The 20,663-nt window shown below is 70.7% G+C and carries 13 protein-coding genes, 1 pseudogene and 1 riboswitch; of the genes and pseudogenes, 9 read left to right on the forward strand and 5 right to left on the reverse strand.

What is annotated here, in order from left to right; all coding sequences use genetic code 11:
• Positions 1 to 12: 12 nt before the first annotated feature.
• Both QC180_RS10215 and QC180_RS10220 read left to right on the forward strand, forming a co-directional pair.
• Positions 13 to 1,431 (forward strand): NAD(P)/FAD-dependent oxidoreductase, encoded by a 1,419-nt coding sequence (locus QC180_RS10215; RefSeq protein WP_278262403.1) that lies wholly within the window; start codon positions 13 to 15, stop codon positions 1,429 to 1,431.
• Entirely contained in the window at positions 1,421 to 3,196 is a 1,776-nt protein-coding gene (locus QC180_RS10220; protein ID WP_278262404.1) for a hydroxysqualene dehydroxylase, read from the forward strand. The genes QC180_RS10215 and QC180_RS10220 overlap by 11 nt, the downstream gene beginning before the upstream one ends.
• A gap of 5 nt (positions 3,197 to 3,201) precedes the next feature.
• On the opposite strand, the gene QC180_RS10225 is transcribed toward QC180_RS10220, so the two are convergent.
• The 3 genes and pseudogenes from QC180_RS10225 to QC180_RS30325 form a co-directional block, all read right to left on the reverse strand.
• The gene (locus QC180_RS10225) at positions 3,202 to 3,666 is read right to left on the reverse strand and encodes a nitroreductase family deazaflavin-dependent oxidoreductase (RefSeq protein ID WP_278262405.1); all 465 of its coding nucleotides are present in this window, start codon (positions 3,664 to 3,666) and stop codon (positions 3,202 to 3,204) included.
• Between the two features lie 28 nt (positions 3,667 to 3,694).
• Positions 3,695 to 7,171, reverse strand: a complete 3,477-nt coding sequence (car, locus tag QC180_RS10230; RefSeq protein WP_278262406.1) for a carboxylic acid reductase — start codon at positions 7,169 to 7,171, stop codon at positions 3,695 to 3,697.
• Positions 7,168 to 8,687: pseudogene (locus tag QC180_RS30325) on the reverse strand (carboxylesterase/lipase family protein). Before QC180_RS30325 ends, car begins: the two are co-directional and overlap by 4 nt.
• Before the next feature lie 104 nt (positions 8,688 to 8,791).
• Between QC180_RS30325 and QC180_RS10245 the strand changes: the two are divergent.
• From QC180_RS10245 to QC180_RS10265, 5 genes are all read left to right on the forward strand, one after another.
• Complete coding sequence (locus QC180_RS10245; protein ID WP_278262409.1) at positions 8,792 to 9,598, forward strand: uracil-DNA glycosylase; 807 nt, start codon at positions 8,792 to 8,794, stop codon at positions 9,596 to 9,598.
• The gene (locus QC180_RS10250) at positions 9,595 to 9,975 is read left to right on the forward strand and encodes a DUF488 domain-containing protein (RefSeq protein ID WP_278262410.1); all 381 of its coding nucleotides are present in this window, start codon (positions 9,595 to 9,597) and stop codon (positions 9,973 to 9,975) included. Before QC180_RS10245 ends, QC180_RS10250 begins: the two co-directional genes overlap by 4 nt.
• Positions 9,976 to 10,087: 112 nt before the next feature.
• On the forward strand, positions 10,088 to 11,572 hold the full coding sequence (locus QC180_RS10255) for a cytochrome ubiquinol oxidase subunit I (RefSeq protein WP_278262579.1): 1,485 nt from the start codon (positions 10,088 to 10,090) through the stop codon (positions 11,570 to 11,572).
• A 10-nt stretch (positions 11,573 to 11,582) separates the two neighbouring features.
• Positions 11,583 to 12,614 carry a cytochrome d ubiquinol oxidase subunit II gene (cydB, locus tag QC180_RS10260; RefSeq protein ID WP_278262411.1) on the forward strand — a complete coding sequence of 344 codons (1,032 nt, stop codon included), beginning with the start codon at positions 11,583 to 11,585 and terminating at the stop codon, positions 12,612 to 12,614.
• 227 nt (positions 12,615 to 12,841) lie between these two features.
• Positions 12,842 to 13,492, forward strand: coding sequence for a hypothetical protein (locus tag QC180_RS10265; RefSeq protein ID WP_278262412.1), 651 nt, complete (start codon positions 12,842 to 12,844; stop codon positions 13,490 to 13,492).
• Between the two features lie 44 nt (positions 13,493 to 13,536).
• Here the strand turns inward: QC180_RS10265 and QC180_RS10270 are convergent, their stop codons facing one another.
• Positions 13,537 to 16,287 (reverse strand): tetratricopeptide repeat protein, encoded by a 2,751-nt coding sequence (locus QC180_RS10270; protein ID WP_278262413.1) that lies wholly within the window; start codon positions 16,285 to 16,287, stop codon positions 13,537 to 13,539.
• Entirely contained in the window at positions 16,284 to 18,074 is a 1,791-nt protein-coding gene (locus tag QC180_RS10275) for an HSP90 family protein (RefSeq protein WP_278262414.1), read from the reverse strand. Before QC180_RS10275 ends, QC180_RS10270 begins: the two co-directional genes overlap by 4 nt.
• 86 nt (positions 18,075 to 18,160) lie before the next feature.
• Positions 18,161 to 18,275, forward strand: a riboswitch (cobalamin riboswitch).
• Positions 18,276 to 18,378: 103 nt separating this feature from the next.
• On the opposite strand from QC180_RS10275, the gene QC180_RS10280 reads away from it, so the two are divergent.
• Positions 18,379 to 19,905: an ABC transporter substrate-binding protein gene (locus tag QC180_RS10280; protein WP_278262415.1), complete on the forward strand. Its 1,527-nt coding sequence runs from the start codon at positions 18,379 to 18,381 to the stop codon at positions 19,903 to 19,905.
• Positions 19,902 to 20,663 (forward strand): class I SAM-dependent methyltransferase, encoded by a 762-nt coding sequence (locus QC180_RS10285; protein ID WP_278262416.1) that lies wholly within the window; start codon positions 19,902 to 19,904, stop codon positions 20,661 to 20,663. The genes QC180_RS10280 and QC180_RS10285 overlap by 4 nt, the downstream gene beginning before the upstream one ends.

Raw genomic sequence — 20,663 nt, forward strand, 5'->3', positions numbered from 1 at the left:
GAGGCGGTTCGCATGACTGATTCCCCCGTCCCCAGCACCATCGAGTCGGCCGAGGTGGTCGTGGTCGGCGCGCGCTGCGCCGGATCGGCGACCGCCTTGACGCTGGCCAGGGCGGGACGCCGGGTCATCGTGCTGGAGGCCGCGGCGCTGCCGTCGGAGACACTGTCGACGCATCTGCTGTGGCCCGCCGGGGTGGCCGAACTCCAGCGCCTCGGGGTGCTCGCCGAGGTGAGCGCCCTGGGCGCGCCACCGCTGACCCGCGCGTACGCCGAGGGCGCCGGATTCGGTATCGGCACACCGTTTCCGGCGGTGGACGGGATCGACTACGCCCTGTGCGTCCGACGAACCGGACTCGACGACGTGCTCGTCCGGGCCGCCGTCGCCGCGGGCGCCGAGGTGCGGACGCGGTGCCGGGTGGAGTCGGTGATCTTCGACGGAACCCGCTGCGCCGGTGTGCGGTACACCGATCGCGACGGGACGGTCACCGAGCTCCGCGCGGCGCTGGTGGTCGGCGCGGACGGGCGACGCAGCACCGTCGCCAGGGCGGTCGGCGCCGAGGAGCCGTTCCTGACGGTGCCCAGCGGCCGGGACTGCTACTTCGCCTACTGGCGCGATGCCCCCGACGCGGCCCGGCACATCGCCGCGCAGTGGCGGGTGGGCGCCGATCTGGGCACCGCCTTCCCCTGCGACGACGGCCTGGTGTTGAGTCTGGTGCAGCCGCCACGCGGCGAGGGACGGCTGGGCCCCGGCGAGGCGGAGCGACGCTATACCGAAGCGGTAGCGCGCATTCCGGCCCTCACCGAGCGACTACACGGCTGTGAACGGGTCGGCCGGGTCCGCGCGGCGACCGGTATCGCCTCCTACTTCCGGCCGTCGTCGGGCCCCGGCTGGGCCCTGCCCGGCGACGCGGGCCACTTCAAGGACCCGGTCACCGCCCAGGGCATCCGCGACGCCCTGCACTACGGCCGCCTGCTGGCCGAATCCGTCGCCGGAGTCCTCGACGACCCCGCCGCCCTCGACGCGGCACTCAGGGCATGGGACCGGCGCCGGGTCCGCGAATGCCGCGAGATCTTCCACTGGACCAACCGACTCGCGCGCGGAGAGGCCATGCGCCCCTTGGAGATCGAGCTGTACCGGCGGGCCGCCGTCGATCCCGAGCTCGCCGAGATCACCACCGGCATCTTCTCGCGCACCCGCAGGCCCGCCGAACTGGCCAGCCCGGCACGGGCCGCCCGGCTGGCCTGGGGCGCGCTGCGGCACCAGCGTGACCACCTTCCCGCCGTCCTCGCCGACCTGGGCCGCGAAGTGCGCGGCGCCCTACACGAACGGAACCTCACCCGAACCACCTTGCGCGGCACCCCTATCCGGGCGGTGCCGCCCACGCACACCCTGCACACCACCGTGGCACCTGGAGCACAGCATGTCCGATAAGCCGCTCACCGTCACCCGCCGCACCGCCCTGCGCGCCGGTCTGGCCGCCGGGGCCGCCCTGGCCGTCACCGCACCGGCGGCCGCCGCCACTCCCGGACCCCGCTCACCCCTGCTCCGTTCCGGCGGTCGGACGGTGGCGATCTTCGGCGGCGGGATGGCCGGGCTCAGTGCCGCCCACGAACTCGCCGAACGCGGCTACCTGGTGACCGTCTACGAACCGGCCTATCTCGGCGGCAAGGCGCGCAGCCTCGGAGTGCCCGGCACCGGCGGACCCGGCCGCCAGGAATTGCCCGGCGAGCACGGCTTCCGCTTCTTCCCCGGCTGCTACCGCAATGTCCCCGACACCATGAGCCGAATCCCGTTCCCCGGCAACCCGAACGGCGTGCTCGACAATCTGGTGCGGGTCGAGGGGACGGTCGCCGGTTTCGAGAACTCCGCGCCCCTGTTCCTGCCGGTCGAAGTCGGCGGCCTGTCGCAGCTGACCCCGCAGGTACTCCAGAGCACCCTCGTCGGCGCGTTCCGGTTCGTCCCCGAGCTGCCCCCGCACGAGCTGGCCTTCTTCGCCAAGCAGATGACCATGTGGTTCACCTCGAGCACCGAACGCCGTTTCGGGCAGTGGGAATACGTGACGTGGGAACAGATCATGCGCGCCGAGGGCAAGTCCGCCGCCTATCGCCGGTACCTCGTGAACGCGCTGACCCGCATCACCGTCGCGGCCAAACCGCAGACCAGTTCGGCGCGCACCATCGGCACCATCGGCGAGGCCCTGGTGCTGGCCGGGACCGGGGCGATCCCGGAGTTCTCTGGTGGGGTCGACCGGATCCTGAACCGACCGACCAACACCGCCTGGATCGACCCGTGGGTGGCCCATCTGCGTGGTCTCGGTGTGCGCTTCGTCCTCGGTCAGGGCGCGCGGGCCCTGCGTCTGGCCGGTGGCCGGATCGCGTCGGCGACGGTGGGCGGTTCCGCCGGGACGACGACGGTCACCGCCGACCACTACGTGTGCGCCATGCCGGTGGACCGGGTGGTCGACCTGCTGAGTCCCGCGCTCCTGGACGCCGATCCCCGGCTGGCGGGTATGCGGGAGCTGGTCACCGACTGGATGGTCGGCATCCAATACTTCCTGCGCCGCCCCACCGACATTCCCGAGGGTCACATCGCCGCACTCGGTTCACCGTGGGCGATCACCGCGCTGCGCCAGGCACCGATGTGGGTGGGCGATTTCGCCGCCACCTACGGCGACGGGTCGGTCGTCGAATGTCTCTCGGTCGACATCTCCGACTGGGACACCCCCGGAATCCTCTACGGCCGCACCGCCAAGGAATGCGGCGCGGCCGAGATCGCCACCGAGGTGTGGGCGCAGCTGAAGACCTGGCTCAATACCGGCACCGGCTGGCTGCGCGACGAGGACATCCACTCCTGGCACCTCGATCCCGGCATCACCTGGTCGAGCGGCGGCATCCACAACGCGACACCGCTGCTGGTCAACACCGTCGGCTCCTACGACCACCGTCCCGACGCGCACTGCGCGATCCCGAATCTGTTCTTCGGCGGCGACCACGTCCGCAGCCACATCGATCTGGCCACCATGGAGGGCGCCAACGAATCCGGGCGCGCGGCCGCCAACGCCATCCTCGACGCCGCCGACGATCCCACACCCCGCGCCACCTGTTTCCCGCTGGTGGACCTACCCGCCTTCGCCGCGGCCAAGGCGCTCGACGCCGACCGCTTCCGCGCCGGGCTACCGCACCTGCTCGACCTCTGAGCGCGTCAGCGCACCCGCAGCCGCACCATCGGCAGGCTCTCGACCGGGGCACCGGTGGCCTGTTCGATGGTGGCGCGCAGCTGTTTCCACGCGCGGGGATGTTTCTGGGCGTACTGCTCGAGCGCCCGCGCCGATTCCGTCTCGGTCATCGGTGTCGCGGCGGCCGCCAGGCCGCGCCGGAAGCCGGTCGAGATCCGCACGGCCGAGTGCGCGACGATATTCCGGTACCACTGGGCCGTGACCCCGAATCCGGACACGATCACGTACTCGTCGTCCGCCGGATGGTCGACCACCTCGAGCACGACATACCGCCGCTGCCCGCTGCTGCGCCCGCGATGCTCGAGCATCAGCAGTCGACGACCGAAGAGGAACCCGAATCCCGCCCGGTACAGCAGGATCGGTGCCCGGACCAGCCAGCGGGTGCGCAGTGCCTTGGCACCCAGACCGGCACCCAACGAGGAACGGCCCATACGACATTCCTTTCTCGCGTGACCCAGCCTAGGACGCGCCTCCCGGTGACAACAGGCCGAGGCCGATCAGGTCGGTGACGTATTTCCCGATCAGCGCGGCATCCAGGTGCGGGATGTCGGGCATGGTCTCGACTCCGGCCGCGCGCACGGCGGCGCGGAAGCCGTCGGCCGGGAGCGCCGACCCGGCCAGCGGCACACCGGGACGGCGGTAGGCGTGCAGCAGCGGCAGCAGGGTGTGCTTGCGCTGGGAGTCGGGCAGGGCGCGCAGCGCGGTCTCGAAACGGGTGAACCAATCCGCGTAGTCGCCGATGCGGGCGATGGGGTGGCCCGCGGCGATCAGCCAGTCGACGAAGGTGTCCAGGGAGATGTCGTCGTCGTGCGGATTGAGCACGTCGTAGGTGCGGTAGCCGCTGGCGGCGGCCGCGCCCAGCTCGGCGAGGGCGGCGGCGACGAAATCGGCGGGCAACCCGTCGTAGTGGGCGCGGCGCCGGGCACCGCCGGAATCGGTGCGGTAGAACGACTCCGGCGCGATCCCGGTGACGAGCACACTGAGCAGCAGCCGGGTGAACACGTCGGGCACATTGAGCTGACCGGCGTAGGAGCGGTGGGCGAGGATCATGTCGGAGCGGAAGACCGCCACCGGCAGCCCGAACCGCTCCGACGCTGCCCGCAGCAGCACCTCGCCCGCCCATTTGCTGTTGCCGTAGCCGTTGGCATATCCGGTGTCGAGTCGACGGACCGGGCTCATGGCGCGCACGTCCCCGTCCTCGGCGAAGAACTCGCCTTGGGCCGCGACCGCCACGGTCGACAGGTAACTCACCGGTTTGCGCTTGCTCGTGAGGGCGAGCCGGATGACCTCGGCGGTCCCGACGACATTCGGGCCGAAGAGTTGACCGTAGGGCAGCACGTGGTTCACCAGGGCCGCCGAGTGCACGATGAGGTCGACCTGCTCGGCCAGCCGCCGCCACAGGTCCTGCGGCACACCGAGATCCGGTTCACCGATATCACCGGGTATCACTTCGAGGGCGTCCAGGGCGAGGGTGCGGAAGTGGTCGCGCAGCGCGTCGTCACCGGTGTCGAAGGCGGCATCGAGGCGGGCACGCGCGGATTCGGCGTCACCACCGCGCACCACGCACACCACCCGGCCGCCGCGTGGGGCGAGGCGCTCGAGCCACGACAGTAGGAGGAACCGACCCAGGTAGCCGTTGGCGCCGGTGATCAGCACGGTGTCGATCCCGTCGGCAGCGGGCAACGCGGCGGCCCGCTCGAGGGCGGGGCCGTCGAGGAACGTCTCGAGGGTCAGGTCGGTGGCGCGGATCTCGGTGGCGCCCGGACCGTGGACCGCGTCGGCGTCGAGTCCACGGGTGCCGCGTTCGACGTAGCGGGTGAGGGCGGCGAGGTCGCTGTCCGGCGCGAGCACGACGTTCACCGGCACCTCGACACCGAGCAGTTCGCGCAGCAGCGTCGAATACGACAGGGCCGCCAGCGAATCCCCGCCCAGATCGGCGAATCGGGCCTCGGGTCGCAGGTCGGTGACCGGGCAGCCGAGCACCGCGACCGCCGCCCGCGCGACGGTCTCCGAGACCGGGAGGCCGGGCGCGTCGCGGTGCAGCTGGGCCAGCCGGTCCTCCTGCTCGCGCGCCACCTCGTCGTAGAGCCGCTCGAGCCGTGCGCCGTAGCGCTCTTTCAGCTTGGGCCGCAACAGTTTCGCGACGCCGGAGAGCAGGCCGTTGGCGACGGAGAACGGCTCGGTCTCGATCAGGAAGTCACGCGGGATCTCGTAGGGTTCCAGCCCCGCGTCGACCGCCGCGCGGTGCAGCGAGGCGGCGACGGCCGCGCGCGACTCCCCCGCCGGTGCGGCCAGGGCGGCCTCCGTCGGCACGACCACCGCCAGCAGATAGGCGCGTTCGCTGCTGCCGTAGACATAGATCTGGCGCACCAGATCGGCCCCGGCGAACACCGCCTCCAGCTTCGACACGGTGACGAACTCGCCCTGCGACAGCTTGAGCACATTGTTGCGCCGGTCGACATAGGCCAGCCGGTCGGGCGCCAGCTCGGCCACCACATCGCCGGTGCGGCAGAAGCCGTCGGCGTCGAATACCTCGGCGGTGACCTCCGGGCGCCGGTAGTACCCGGCGATCATGGTGGTGGTCTTGAGCAGCAGTTCCCCGCGCGGATAGGGCTTGTCGGTGGTGAAGTAGCCCAGTTCGGGCACGTCGACGAGCTTGTAGTCCAGCACCGGCGGCCGCATGACCCGCGTGTCGAACACGACGCCGCCGCCGGTCTCGGTCGAGCCGTAGCCGTCGTGCAGCCGCATCTCCAGGACCGATTCGACGAAGGCGCGCAGATCGGGCGCGATCGGCGCGCTGCCGCACAGTACCGACATCAGCCGACCGCCCAGGAACTGTTCGCGCAGCAGGGTTTTCACCGCGTCGGCGTGGTCTTCGCCGCGGTGGTCGAGTTCACGCCGGTAGCGCTGCCAGAGCAGGTCGCACACGCGCGGCACCAGGAAGATCTCGGTGGGTCGGACCAACGCGATGTCCTCGAACAGGGTCGACATGTCCGGTGCGGCGGTGAAATACGCGGTGCCGCCCCGCGCCAGCACATTGGTCAGGGTCAGGCGCGCGGCGATGTGGCTCAGCGGCAGGAAGTTCAGCGTGATCGCCGTCAACGGGCGCGGCGGCTGCCAGCCGACCGACACCAGCCGCTGGGTGTACATGGCGCCCTTGGGGGTGCCGGTACTGCCCGAGGTGTAGATCAGCAGGGCGAGGGGGTCCTCGCCGGGGGCCGGTGTCGACAGCGGCGCGGCGGGCAGCAGCCGACCCCGGTCGACGGTCTCGGCGAGGGTGCGCAGGGTGACCGGGGAACCCGCCGCGGTCAGCCGGGCGCGCGCGGTGGTGAGGGCATCGCGGTGGTCGTCGTCGTCCGGGTGGTGGTCGAAGACGAGCACGGTGTGCGGCCTCGCCCCGGCGAGCACCGCGTCGACGGCCACGGGCAGATGCGCGGTGTCGACGGCGAACACGCGGGGTCCGGTCTCGTCGAGAATCGAGCGCAGCTGATCGAGTCCGGCCCCGCCCTGCAGCGGCACCGCGACCACACCGAGGTGGATACCGGCCAGGTCGAGAACGGTGTAGTCGACGCTCGTGAAACCCAGCATCGCCACGAAATCGCCCGCCGCGACACCATCGGCGTGCCAGGCGGCGGCCAGGGCGCGGGCGCGTTCCCAGAGCGCGCAGTAGCTGAGCAGTTCGAACTCCGGCAGCAATCGCCGGGTCTTCCGACCGGTCGACGGATCGACGACGGGTTCGGTGCGGCGGGCGCCGACGGCGGGCCGCTCGGCGTAGCCCGTCATGGCGATCTCGACGATGCGGGCCAGCGGCGTCCCGGGCGCGACGACCTCGGCGTGCACCGCGGGATCGGGGCGGGCGGCCCGGATCTGCGGGTCCTCGGCGTAGAGCGTCTTGATCCGGTCCGCCAGCCGTCCGGGGTCCAGCTCGACCGTCATGCCTCGTTCCGATCCTCGGCCACCGCGATCGACACCTCGTGCCACGCCTGCCGTTTCGCCGGTTCCGGGTCGATCAGCACGCGCGGCGGATGATCGATGACGCAGGTGGCCCGCCGCTCGGCGGTATAGGCCGACCACGCGGGCAGCGGGCTGCCGGTGCGCGCGAAGTGCGCCCAGTTGTCCTGCATGAAGTCCTGCACCGCGCGGAAGCCGCGGCGCCCGCCCGCCGCGGTCATCATCCGGCCGACCGGACCGTCGACCCAGCCGAACACCGGCACCAGATCCAGGGCGTGGGTGGCGCCGAAGCCCGCCGCGCGCAGGGCCCGTGGCGCGTAGTCGAAGCGATAGGCGAAGGTCGGGGCGTAGCGGCTGTGGGCCTCGAGGACCGCCAGGGTCGGGCGCAGGAACATGAAGTCACCGCCCATCCGGACCGCCGTGCGCGGGGCGGGATAGCCGGGATAGGCGCGCAGGACCCGCTGTTCGGTGCCGGGCGCACAGCGCGCGAACACGGTCGACAGCTGGGCCCGCGTGTGCGGCACCGCCTTGCCGAAGCGCTGGAACAGCGTCGCCTCGTCGAGATTGGTGCCGATGATCAGCGGCACCGGATGCGCGCGTCCGGCGGCGATCGCCGTCAGCGGCGGTTCCGGCAGGAAGTCACCGTCGGCCACACCGGGGCGTAAGGGAAACTGCCCGGCTCCTCGCGCAGGGCCCGGCCCAGCGCGCGGTCGGCGGCACGACTCAGGTCACCGGCGCGCACGCTACGCAGCGCGCGCGGCGCGTCGGCCGGGTCGATCCCGGCCCGTTCCAGGACACGGCGCGCGAAGCGGCGGGCCTGCGCGGGCTCAGCGGCCCAGTCCGCGGGCGCGCTCTGCGCGATGGCCCGGTGGAACAGCCCGCCCGCCGACGGGGTGGCCAGCAGCGCGACCACGGCGTGCGCGCCCGCCGACTCCCCGAAGAGGGTGACACGGTCCGGATCACCACCGAAGGCGGCGATATTGCGTCGCACCCACTCGAGGGCCGCGACCTGGTCGCGCAGACCGAGATTCGACTCGATCGGCTGGTCCGAGGTGGAGAACTCGGTGAAGTCGACATAGCCGAGCGCGCCGAGCCGATAGTTCACCGACACCACCACGACATCGCCGCGCACGGCCAGCCGAGCGCCGGTGTACATGCTCGAGGTGCCGAAGATGTAGCCGCCGCCGTGCAGGAACACCATGACCGGGCGCGGCCGCGCGGACGCGGTGACGGGCGCGGTCACGTTCAGCGTCAGACAGTCCTCGCCGACAGCCTGCCAGGCACGCGGCCCGGTCCGCGCGCCATTGGGATGCTGGACGGCCGCGCAGCCGAATTCGGTGGCCTCGCGCACCCCCGTCCACGGTTGAACCGGTTGGGGGGCACGCAGGCGCAGGTCGCCGACCGGCGCGGCCGCATAGGGAACAGAACGCCAGCTGACAACACGTCGGCCCGCTCGACCGCGCACGACTCCGTCGGCGGTCACGATCTCGGTGGACACCATTCGTACACCGTACGTGGTACCGCCGGTACCGCGCAGGCGGTTCGCCTGGCTCACCGTCCGCGCGCTCCCGGGCGGGCACCCGCGAGCCCACTAGACTGTCGCCCATGGTCGGCGACGTGAGTTGCGAACCCACCGAGATCAATCCCGACGGCCCCGAGCGGGCGCCGCTGGCCGCCGGTGCCGCCGCCACCATCGCCGACCTCGACTGCCTGGTCTCCTCCTGTTTCGCCTGCCCCCGGCTGGTGGCCTGGCGCGAGGAGGTCGCGCGGGTCAAGCGGGCCGCGTTCCGCGATCAGCAATACTGGGGCAGGCCGGTCCCCGGCTTCGGGCCCGCCGACGCCTCGATCCTCGTCGTCGGTCTCGCGCCCGCGGCCCACGGCGGCAACCGCACCGGCCGGATGTTCACCGGTGACAAGAGCGGCGACGTGCTCTTCGCCGCGCTGCACGCGGTGGGCCTGTCGACCGGCGCGCATCCGGTCTCCGCCGACGACGGCATCACCCTGCGTGGCACCCGCCTGACCTCGCCGGTGCACTGCGCGCCACCGGAGAACAAGCCGACCCCCGCCGAACGCCACACCTGCGCGCCGTACCTGAGCCGCGAACTCGAACTGCTGGCCGACACCCTGGCGGTGATCGTGGTGCTCGGCGCGTTCGGCTGGCAGGCGCTGTTCACCGTGCTGACCGAGGGTGGCTGGCAGGTGCCGCGCCCGCGTCCCCGGTTCACCCACGGCGCCGAGGTCACCCTGTCCCACCCCGACGGCCGCACGGTCACCGTGCTGGGCTGCTACCACGTCAGCCAGCACAACACCTTCACCGGCAGGCTCACCCCGGCCATGCTCGAAGACATCCTGCGGACCGCGATGTCGCTCGCGGGTTCCGGCCACCCCGACGACGAAACGAGGCCGCGATGACCCAGCACCCCGAAGTCCGGGTCCGCCGCATCTACGAGGATCCCGAACCCGACGACGGCCAACGCGTCCTGGTGGACCGACTCTGGCCGCGCGGTGTCAGCAAAGAGCGCGCCGATCTGACGACCTGGTGCAAAGACGTCGCCCCGTCGACGGAATTGCGACAGTGGTATCACCACGACCCCGAGAAATTCACCGAATTCGCCCGCCGATACCACGCCGAACTCGACCGGCCCGACCACGCCGACGCCCTCGCGGAATTGCGGACGATGGCCGCGCACGGCCCGCTCACCCTGCTCACCGCCGCACGACGCGCCGATATCAGCGAGGCGACGGTCCTGGCCGCGATTCTGGACAACCATGTCTCATCGGATGGATAAACATGTGATATCGACGGCCACCGTCGGCGATCACGCGCACCACAATCACCTGGAGTAGTTGCTCGGCGAGACGATCACTGCGATGGCAGGAGAACCGATGAGCACGCTGGCGATGAGCACGGTCGACATCTCGCGATGGCAATTCGGTATCACCACCGTCTACCACTTCATCTTCGTCCCGCTCACCATCGGTCTGGCGCCGATCGTCGCCGGAATGCAGACCGCCTGGGTGGTCACCGGCAACGAACGCTGGTACCGACTCACGAAATTCTTCGGCAAACTCTTCCTCATCAACTTCGCCCTCGGCGTGGCCACCGGCATCGTGCAGGAATTCCAGTTCGGCATGAACTGGAGTGAGTATTCGCGCTTCATCGGCGACATCTTCGGCGCCCCCTTGGCTTTGGAAGCGCTCATCGCGTTCTTCATGGAGTCGACCTTCATCGGACTGTGGATCTTCGGCTGGACCAGATTGCCGAAACTCGTTCACCTGGCGACGATCTGGATCGTCGCCATCGGCGTGAACGCCTCGGCCTATTTCATCATCGCCGCGAATTCGTTCATGCAGCATCCGGTCGGCGCGCGCTACAACCCCGAGACCGGGCGCGCCGAACTCGACAGCATCTTCTCCCTGCTCACCAACAACACCACCGTGGCGGCCTTCCCGCACGTGGTCGCGGGCGCCTTCCTCACCGCGGGCACCTTCGTGGCGGGCATCGCGGGCTGGTACATGGTCCGCAATTCCCGCGGCGGCGACGCGACGAAACGCGAGGAGGCACGCACCCTGTGGCGGCCCGCGGCCCGCAGTTCGCTCGTCGTCATCGCCGCCTCGGTCGTGGTGGTCGCGCTGACCGGCGACATCCAGGGCAAGATCATGTTCGACCAGCAGCCGATGAAGATGGCCTCGGCCGAATCGCTGTGCCACACCGAGACCGACCCCGACTTCTCCATCCTGACCGTGGGCACGCACAACAACTGCGACAGCGTCACGCACGTGCTGAAGGTGCCCTATGTGCTGTCCTACCTGGCCGAGGGTCAGTTCACCGGGGTCACCCTGCAGGGTGTGGAGGATCTGCAACGCTCCTATGTCGAGCAATACGGTCCCGGCGACTACCGGCCCAATCTGTTCGTCACCTACTGGTCCTTCCGCGCGATGGTCGGTCTGCTGGCCGGGCCGGTCCTGCTGCTGCTCGCCGGTCTCTGGATGACCCGGCGCGGCCGGGTTCCGGGCAAACGCTGGTTCGCCTGGCTGAGCCTGCTCGCCATCCCGACCCCGTTCCTGGCCAACAGCGCGGGCTGGGTGTTCACCGAGATGGGGCGTCAGCCCTGGGTGGTGGTCCCGAACCTCACCGGTGACACCACCATCCGGATGACCGTGGCCCAGGGCGTGTCCGACCACGCGCCCGGCACCGTGGTGTTCTCCCTGGTCGTGTTCACGCTGCTCTACGGCGCGCTCGCGGTCGTCTGGTACTACCTCATGCACCGCTACATCGTCGCCGGGCCGGACCCGGCGGCCACCGAGCACGACGAACCCGATGACGACGGGGGCGGCGGTCGACATCGCGCCGAGCCGGTCGAGCCCCTGTCGTTCGCGTACTAGGAGTCCTGCGATGAGCCTGCAGCAGTTCTGGTTCGTACTGGTCGGGGTCCTGTTCACCGGCTACTTCGTGCTCGAGGGTTTCGACTTCGGCGTGGGCATGCTCATGCCGATCCTCGGCAAGGGCTCCGATGTCCGGCGCCGGGTGGTGCTCAACACCATCGGCCCGGTCTGGGACGGCAACGAGGTCTGGTTGATCACCGCGGGTGGCGCGCTGTTCGCGGCGTTCCCGGAGTGGTACGCGAGCATGTTCTCCGGGTTCTATCTGGCGCTGCTGCTGTTGCTGGTGGCGCTGATCCTGCGGGTGTGCGCGATCGAATATCGCGCCAAGATCAACGATCCCACCTGGCGGGCGTGGTGCGACGCGGGCATCGGGATCGGCTCGTGGATTCCGGCGCTGGCCTGGGGGTGGGTGTTCGCCAATCTGGTGCGCGGGGTTCCGCTCGACGCCGACCGTCAGATCACCGGTTCGGTGTGGGACCTGTTCAGCCCCTACGCGCTGCTCGGCGGGGTGACCACGGCGATCCTGTTCGCCCTGCACGGCGCGATCTTCCTGGCCCTCAAGACCGGCGGCGAGGTGCGCGCGGACGCCAGGAAGACCGTCCGGGTGCTGTTCGTCCCGACGGTGCTGATCGTCGGCGCGTTCGGTCTGTGGACCCAGCTGGCCTACGGTTCCGGCTGGACCTGGGGCGCGCTCGGGGTCGCGGTGCTGGGCCTGGTGCTGGCCGGTGCCGCCACCGCGGCGGCCCGCGACGGCTGGGCCTTCGTCGGCACCGCCCTCACCGTGGTGGCGGCCACCGTCCTGCTGGTCGGGTCGCTGTATCCGAATGTCATGCCCTCCACCCTCAGTCCGCTCTACGACCTGACCATCGACAACGCGTCGTCGAGCCCCTACACGCTGCGGGTGATGAGCTGGGCCGCCGTGCTGGCCACCCCGGTGGTGCTGGTGTACCAGGGCTGGACCTACTGGGTCTTCCGCAAGCGGCTCACCGTCGACCACATTCCGGCCCCGACCGGCCTGCCGCTGGCCCCACCGCCGCGCTGAACCCGCCCGCGCATTCCGCCGCGAATTCTCGCGGCAAATATTTGGCGACTATCCATGCGTGGTCATAGCCGAACGCGCAATCGTGCCGATAGAGTCGGACGAAATCAGAATTGGCGCAATTCACGGAAAGGCGAAACCGGCTCCGCACAACAAATCACCGGTTGACGGCCGAATTCCCCGCCCACGGGATCTCGCGGCCGGGCGGCACGATGAAAGGGATGCGCGCAATGACCCGATCACATCGCGACGAGCACGACGAACGATCCCGCACGCGCGCGATCGACCTGCACGTCTGGCGGGAGGTCACCCGAGTCCGCACCGAATGGCTCGTCGACCACCGGCTCACCCCGGCGCAACGGCACGCGCGCATCGACGAGGAGTCCGTCGACCTGACCGCCCGCATCACCATGTTCGAGTCGGTCGTGCTCGACGATCTCGTCGACCGCTGGAAGGCGGCCTACAGCTGGGCAATCCCCGCCGACGCCATGCCACTGGGCAAGCTCACCGCGCTGGCCAGGGCCGATGCCCGCTCGGCGGTGCTGTGCGACAACCTCTACGCGCACATCCCGCCCGCGCTCATCGCCGAACGGCACGCGGCCACCGCCGCCGAGGCCACCCGCAGGCGGCGCCGGTCCGCGCCCGCGCCGCAGCGCTGGCGCAGCCGTTCGGTGACCATCGCCCCGGCCACCGAGATGATCGTGATGCGCACCTGGGGCATCGTGCGTTCCTGTGATTTCACCGAGCTGGCCTGTGCGCTGATCCAGGTGCAGTCCGAGGACGGGATGCCCATTCCGGTGTCGCCGTTGGACCCGCTGGCCGAGCAGATGGCGGCGATCATCCACGACCAACTCGTCGACGAAGGTTTGCCGCCGATTTAATCGCTGCGGCGCGGCCGACACTAATTCGATAACGATTCAGCTATTCATCCGCTACCCACACTCGCGAGCATCGCGGACAATTCCCGGGCCTGGGGAAGGTCGCCGGGACACCGTGCCAGCGAGGAACGCAGAACGGCGGCAGCGAGATCCGGTCGCTGATCGGCCAGCGGAATACGCGCGCAGAACAGGGCGGCCGTCGCCGCCTCGCCGTGATAGCCGGTGGCGTGCAACGCGTCGACGGCGCGCACGGCGTGCGCGTGTGCTTCCGGCCCGCGCCCCTGGGCGAACAGGGTGTGCGCGGTGGCGAGGTCGAGGCGGGCGTGGTCGTCGGTGTCGCGGGCCGGGACCGCGCGGGCCTGCTCGAGGGCGGACTCGGCGGCGGCGAGGTCGCCCGCGCGCACGTGGGCGATGACTTCCCGCACGCGGTAGTCGCGTTGTTGGCGCGGGGACTTGTCCAGTTCGGTGGCGAGGTCGGCGGCGCGGCGGTAGTCCTGCGCTGCGGGGCCGGGACGATCGGCCCGCAGCAGGAGTTCGGCGGCCTGCAGGTGGGCGTAGCGGGCGAAGTCGCGCTTGTCGGCGGCGAGCGCGTCCTCGGCGAGGGTGCGATAGGCGGTGAGGGTGGCGTCGGGACGGTCCAGTTCGCGCAGGGCATCGGCCAGCACGTAGCGCGCGGTGACGACGTCGGCCGCGTCGGTGAGGACCGTGCCGTTCGCGCGGGCGTTCTCGGCCCAGGTGCACACGTGCTGCGCGTGTCGATGGGCCCGTTCCCAGCGGCCCAGCGCGGCGCACACCTCGGCCAGCCGGATCCAGTGCAGCCGCCGTGACACGTTCCAGAGGTCGAGCGCGTCGTATTCGTAGGCGGCGAACGACAATTCGTCGACGGCTTCGGCGTCGCGGCCGAGCAGGTGCAAGGCCCAGCCGTAGCGGTAGCGCAGTTCGGCGATCACCATGCGCCCGGTGGTCGGTGGCGTCTCGCGCAGGCATCGGGCCAGCAGTGCAGCGAGTCCGGCCTGGTCCTCGACGGCGGTGTAGCGCTCGACCAGCCGTTCGAGGCAGCGGCGGGCCAGGAACTCGGCCCCGGCCTCGATGCAAGCCGTGAGCGCCGGAACCAGGTCGGCGGCCACCGTCGCGGGGGATTCCTTCCACCACACGCGCATCCGGCCGAGTTGGTAGCCCGCCCTGGCCCTGGCCATGGGGTCGGGGACGGTAGCGGCCAGGGTCAGTGCCCGTTCGGCGATGTCGCGGGCTTCGTCGTCGCGGTCGAGCAGGAACAGGATGTCGGCCAGGACCGTCTCGGCCCACACCACCGCGTCCGGATCGGCGTGTGCCCGCAGACGCTCCATCGGCGCGGTGATCTCCGCGTACGCCTCGGGATAGCGTTTCTCGTCCTTGAGCCGGTCGGCGACGGCGACCAGGCACAGGTCGTGGCGCTGGTACTCCCCCGCCGCGGCGTAGGCGGCGACGGCCTCGCGCAGGCGCGGCACGGTCGAGGCGTCCTCGTCGTAGCGGGCCCGCAGTTCCAGCACCGCGGCGGCGACCGCGGGCGGGGCGGGCTCCTGGATCAGGTCGAGGTAGCGCTTGGCGTCGCTCCAGAGGCCGCGGTCGAAATACCAGCGGGCGCAGTGCACCGCGACCTCGGCCGGGGCGTCGATCGGCTGCACCGCGTGCAGGGTGGGCCGGGCACCGGGGAACAGCGGCAGGAATTCCCGCAGCGGGGCGGCGGCCAGCCTGCGTTCCACGCGGGTGGTCTGCCAGGCGGTGCCGTTGCGGGCGTCGAAACGCGCGGCGAGGGTGCGGGCCTCGGTGCGCATCCGGGTGTGCAGTTCGGCGATGGTGGTCTCGGGGTGTCCGCGCTCGCAGCCGTGGCACGGCATGCGTTCGGGGCCACGGCCGAGCGCGACCAGCCGGGCCAGCAGGACCGTGCAGCTGGTGGCGAACTCGAGCCTGCCGTGTGGGCGGTCGAGGGTGGTGAAATGGCACATCAACCGCCGGAACCGGGTGAGTCCGTTCTCCTCGTTGCCGGTGCGGGCCAGGAACTCGATGGCCATACCGGAGTACTCGTACGGATAGACGCTGACCTGGGCGAAACCGTCGGCCATGCGCTCGTACAACGCCGCCAGTCGCTCGTCGTCGGCGTGCTCGGCCCAGAACGGGAGCATGGTCACCGCGATGTAGGGCGCGGACTCGGGCGAGATCTCGCCGTCGCGAAGCGGCTGGGCGAGTCGCAGCGCGTGCGCGATCGAGGCGGGATCTCCGCGATGCAGGTGACGTTCGATCTCGTTCTCGAGGTCCCAGGGGTCGTGTGGTGTCGGCCCGCCCGCCAGCACCCACTGCCGGTGGGCCTGTTCCTCGGCGTCCCAGTCACCGCGCTGCAACGCCAGCAGCCGTTCGATCTCGTGGACTCCGGCCAGACCGTGTCCGCCCGCGGCGAAGCGGCGGCGGATGTCGGCGAGCAGCGCGGTGATCCGGCTCAGTTCCACCTCGGGAAAGCCGATCATGGTCCGGACCGTGCGCACGTACCAGGACCGCAGCGACCATTCCTCCTGCGGGCCGTAATCGTCGGGGCGGCGGTCGTAGTCGCTCAGGCAGCGCGCGAACAGCGGGAACCCGCGATCCCACTGGCCCGAGACGCAGTGCCGGTTGGCCAGGTCGCGGCGGGCGCGGAAGGCGAGACGGTGATGTCCGCCCGCGTCGGCGTGCGCGACGATCTCCTCGAGCTCGGCCAGCACCGCGGCGTGCCAGCCCGAGCCGAGGGCCCGGTAGCGGGCGGTGAGTTCGGCTTCGGTGTAGCTCATCGCGCGTCCTCCGCCCGCATGGCCCAGCGCAGCAGGCCGCCGAACGACCGGTTCAGCAGCGCGCTCTCGTCGGCGCCGATGGGGTGACGGCCCTGCAGCAGCGCCTGGCCGTAGAGGGCTTCCACGGCGAGGGCGATCAGGTCGGGCTCGGTGAGTTCGAGCATGGTGGCGACGAGCGGATTGCGCAGGTTCAGCACGAGCTGATGGGTGCCGGGTTCCGGGTCGGGGCCGGTGTCGATCGCGGCGAGCACGCCCGCCCACAACTCGTCGGCCTGCTCTCGTGCCCGCTGGCGCTCCGTCGAGCGCCGCAGTTCACGGTTGGCCAGGTAGAGCGCGGGCAGCTGGGCCGGGTCGAATGCCTTGGCCACCGGAACACACTGTCGCGCGGCGAGGGCGACGCGTCCGTGTTCGAGCAGGCGCGTGATTCCGGCGTGCGGGTCGGTGGGCTGCTCGAAGCGGGTGGCGAGGTCGGCGGGGTCGAGCCCGCGCACGGTCAGCGCGGGGTTGATCCGGCCGAGCCGCGACAGGATCTCCACGTCGTAGGCGTAGCCGCCGTTGACCAGGCCGATGCCCTGGGCGGCCGCGACGGCGGCGAGTTCGCGGAATTCGTCGGCGGTCGCGGTGTAGCGCAGCACCGGGCTGCGGCGGGCGAAATCGGCCAGGGTCATCGGGCCCCAGCAGGTCTCCATCGGCCACCAGTCGTAGACCAGGCGCAGCATCGCGTCGTCGTGCAGCGCCAGGGATTTCACGCCGAGGTGGTGCACGGCCAGGAAGGTGTGCAGCGTCGGCGGATCGGTGACCGACAGCGACACCAGCCAGTCCCGGATCCGGCTGCCCAGCGCGGTGCGGGTGGCGGCGAGCAGGTCGTCGGCGTACAGCGCTTCGCGGCTCGCGGTGGGCCGCAGTTCGGTGGTGTCGACGACGCACCGCGCGAAGAAGGCCCACTCCGGCAGCAGGTCGGGCACCGATTCGCCCAGCAGCATGCGCCGCAGGTACACCCGATGTCCCTGCCGCACCGTGGGATCGGCGGCCATCGGCAGGATGAACGCCACCCCGGACAGTCCCGCCTCGGCGACGGTGAGATCCAGGCAGTCCAGCGGGGTGAAGCCGAAGGTCTGTTCCGCGTATTCGCGCAGGGCCGCGGTCCGGGCGGCCGCGTTCGCGTGCGGCACCTGCCAGGGCACGGTCGCCGCGCCGACCGGCACTCCGGCCACCGTCACCGGAATCGGCAGCAGCCCACCGAATTTCCGGGCCAGCTCGGTCACCATCGGGGTGTCGCACCAGCGTTCGTGATCGCGGCGCGGGGTGAGGATCACCGTCGTCCCCGGCTCGGGACGCTCGACGGCGGCCCGGCTGACGCGGTACTGCCCGCTGGATCGCCCCACCCATTCGAGGGTCGGCCCACCGCGCGCCGAGCGGGTCAGGACGCGCACCTCGTCGGAGACCAGGAAGCACGACAGCAGCCCGATGCCGAACTGGCCCAGGAACTCCCGGCGCGCGAACCCGATCTCGTCGCGCTTGGAACTGTTGCCGATGGTGGCCAGGAAGGTGTGGACCTCGTCCTCGGTGAGGCCGATGCCGTTGTCGTGGATGCGCAGCGGCGCGTCACCCTCGGCCGGTTCGATCTCGATCCGGCCCGGGCAGCCCGCGTCGAGCTGTGCCCGGGCCGCGATCGCGTCCACCCCGTTCTGCAGCACCTCGCGCAGGTACACCTGCGGACTCGAATACAGGTGATGACTGAGCAGATCCACGATGCCCCGTAGATCCACTCGAAATGTGCGTTCCATCGCACGCCCCCCGGCCGGTCGTTCCCATGTTCTCCGTGCTGGATTCTGCCCGAGCCGGAATCGGTGGACCTCGCGTGGGGGCGGAGTGTGCGTAGGATGACGCCTGTCCGCAGGGAAGACCGGTGCGATTCCGGGGCTGTCCCGCAACTGTGAGGCTCGCGTGAGCCGAAGCCAGATACCTGTGGACGCAGTACTGACAACGGTCGTGATCACGTGGGTATTGATCGACGCGCCGAATCGAGCCATCGTGGCTTGTTTCCGCATGTCCTCGTCGCGTGAGAGCTGTACGCGAGAGGAGCCGCGCATGTCGTCCCCGACACTGCGTCGCAGAACTTTCCTGCTCGGTGGCGCGCTCGCCGCGGGCGCCGCCCTGACCGGGTGTTCCCGGTCCTCCGACGGGGAGGGTGCGCTCGACACCTTCACCGCGGCCTTCCAGGGTTCCGGCGCCGGTGAGGGCATCGATCCAGGGGTGAACACCCTGTTCATCGACGAGGCCAGGATGAAGTCCGTCTACGACGGGCTCTTCGAGATCGACGAGACGATGACGCCGATCCCCCGCCTGGCCGTCTCCGCCGAACCCAACGCCGACGGCACCCGGTGGCGGATCGCGCTGCGCGACGCGCGCTGGCACGACGGTTCGGCGTTCACCGCCGACGACGTCCTCTACACCTTCTCGCGGGTGCTCGGCCCGCCGCAACGTCGCCCGTTCATCGCCGCGTCCTCGCTGGCGAACCTGGACCTGAGCCAGAGCCGCGCCGTCGACGCCCACACCGTCGAACTCACGCTGACCGAGCCGTCGTTCGAGTTCCTGATCGCCCTGTCGGCCTACGGCACCAAGATCGTCCGCAACGGCGCCACCGACTTCGACCGGCCGGTCGGCACGGGTCCGTTCGTCTTCGAATCCTTCGAGGCCGGACGGCAATTCGTCGCCACCGCCAACGATCAGTACTGGGACGGCGCCCCGGCCGTGCGGCGGCTGCGGATCGTGAGCGCGGAGTCCGACGCGCGCCTGTCGGCCGTGCAGAGCGGCGAGGTCGACTACGCCGACAACCTGACCCCCGCCGCGGCGCGCACCCTGCAGGGCAGGCGCGGGCTGTCCCTGTCCGCGACGCCGAACAGCGGCATCTACTTCTTCGCCATGAAGACCGACCGGGCACCGTTCGACAATCCCGACGTGCGCCGGGCGGTCATGCGGATGGTTGACCGTGACGAGCTGGTGAAGGTCGCCCTGGAGGGTCAGGGCGAGGTGTCCAACGACGTGTTCGGCAAGGGTTTCCAGTACTACGCCGACCTGCCCCAGCACACCTACGACCCCGACGAGGTCGGCAGACTGTTGCGGCGCGCGGGGGTGCGTGACCTGTCCTTCGATCTGTTCACCGCGCCGGTCGCGCACGGATTCATCGAAGCGGCACGGCTTTTCGCCGAGCACGCGGGACGCTGCGGTGTCCGGGTGAACGTGGTCATCGGGTCCAAGGACACCTACTACACCGACGCGCTGTCCACCGGTCAGCTGACCATGGGCCAGTCCGGTCCGCTGGCGATCCCGAACCACTTCGCCTCACGCCTGCTGACCGACGCGCCGCAGAACCGCACCAAGTGGTCGGACCGGGAGTTCGACGCCCTCTACGCCAAAGCCCAGGCCACCCCCGGCACCGACGCCCGCGCCGCGATCTACCGCACGATGCACGAGATCCTGCACGACCGGGGCGGATTCGTGTTCTTCGGCACCACGCCGTGGAACAGCGCGGCCCGCGATCGCTTCCAGCAACTGCCCGCCGCCGTGCCGAACTCGCACGGCTGGGCCCGCTTCGACAAGGTGAGCCCCCGATGACCGCGCTGGACGCGGCCCGGGCGCGGTACTGGATCGAGCGCTGGGACCGGCAGCAGGAGCACTACATGCCCGATCGCGAACAGCGCTTCGAGGTGATCGGTGACGTGCTCGACGAACTGCGCGACCGCGACGACCTGCTCATCGTCGACCTCGGCGTGGGTCCGGGCACCCTGGCCCAGCGCCTGCTCGACCGTTTCCCGGCCACGCGGGTGGTCGGGGTCGACGCCGATCCGCTGCTGCTCGGCCTGGCCGAGCTCGCGCTGGGCTCGGCCAGGTTCCGGACCGTGTTCGCCGATCTGCGCGCCGACGGCTGGCTCGAGGCCCTCGAACTGGATCGGGAACCGGACGCCTTCGTCAGCACCACGGCGCTGCACTGGATGAACCGGGAACCGTTGCGTCAGCTCATCGGCACCTGCGCGGCGGCGTTGAAGCCGGGCGGGCTGTTCATCGACGGCGACCACCTCTACGAGGGCCCAACGGGAACCCGGCTGGACGCGCTGGGCAAGGCCATGACCGCCCGGCGCGCCCAGCGGCAGGGCACCGCCGCGTCCGAGGACTGGGCCCAGTGGTGGGACGCGGTGGCCCGAGCGCCCGAGCTGGCCGAGTTGGTCCGCCTGCGCGACGGCGGTTTCGAGCACACCGTGCACGATCGGCCGACAGTGCACGACTACGTCGAGTTCGCCAGGGCGGCGGGTTTCGCCGAGGCGGGCGTGCTGTGGCAGTACGGCGACGACCGCGTCGTGGTCGGTATCCGGTAG

It is taken from the genome of Nocardia anocheti (assembly GCF_029675105.1).
In the GTDB taxonomy this organism is placed as follows: domain Bacteria; phylum Actinomycetota; class Actinomycetes; order Mycobacteriales; family Mycobacteriaceae; genus Nocardia.

What these genes read in the sequence shown, in the direction of transcription:
- QC180_RS10215 (WP_278262403.1), top strand. Translation starts at nt 13, where the DNA reads ATGACTGATTCCCCCGTCCCCAGCACCATCGAGTCGGCCGAGGTGGTC.
- QC180_RS10220 (WP_278262404.1), top strand. Translation starts at nt 1,421, where the DNA reads ATGTCCGATAAGCCGCTCACCGTCACCCGCCGCACCGCCCTGCGCGCC.
- QC180_RS10225 (WP_278262405.1), bottom strand. Translation starts at nt 3,666, where the DNA reads ATGGGCCGTTCCTCGTTGGGTGCCGGTCTGGGTGCCAAGGCACTGCGC.
- car (WP_278262406.1), bottom strand. Translation starts at nt 7,171, where the DNA reads ATGACGGTCGAGCTGGACCCCGGACGGCTGGCGGACCGGATCAAGACG.
- QC180_RS10245 (WP_278262409.1), top strand. Translation starts at nt 8,792, where the DNA reads ATGGTCGGCGACGTGAGTTGCGAACCCACCGAGATCAATCCCGACGGC.
- QC180_RS10250 (WP_278262410.1), top strand. Translation starts at nt 9,595, where the DNA reads ATGACCCAGCACCCCGAAGTCCGGGTCCGCCGCATCTACGAGGATCCC.
- QC180_RS10255 (WP_278262579.1), top strand. Translation starts at nt 10,088, where the DNA reads ATGAGCACGGTCGACATCTCGCGATGGCAATTCGGTATCACCACCGTC.
- cydB (WP_278262411.1), top strand. Translation starts at nt 11,583, where the DNA reads ATGAGCCTGCAGCAGTTCTGGTTCGTACTGGTCGGGGTCCTGTTCACC.
- QC180_RS10265 (WP_278262412.1), top strand. Translation starts at nt 12,842, where the DNA reads ATGACCCGATCACATCGCGACGAGCACGACGAACGATCCCGCACGCGC.
- QC180_RS10270 (WP_278262413.1), bottom strand. Translation starts at nt 16,287, where the DNA reads ATGAGCTACACCGAAGCCGAACTCACCGCCCGCTACCGGGCCCTCGGC.
- QC180_RS10275 (WP_278262414.1), bottom strand. Translation starts at nt 18,074, where the DNA reads ATGGAACGCACATTTCGAGTGGATCTACGGGGCATCGTGGATCTGCTC.
- QC180_RS10280 (WP_278262415.1), top strand. Translation starts at nt 18,379, where the DNA reads ATGTCGTCCCCGACACTGCGTCGCAGAACTTTCCTGCTCGGTGGCGCG.
- QC180_RS10285 (WP_278262416.1), top strand. Translation starts at nt 19,902, where the DNA reads ATGACCGCGCTGGACGCGGCCCGGGCGCGGTACTGGATCGAGCGCTGG.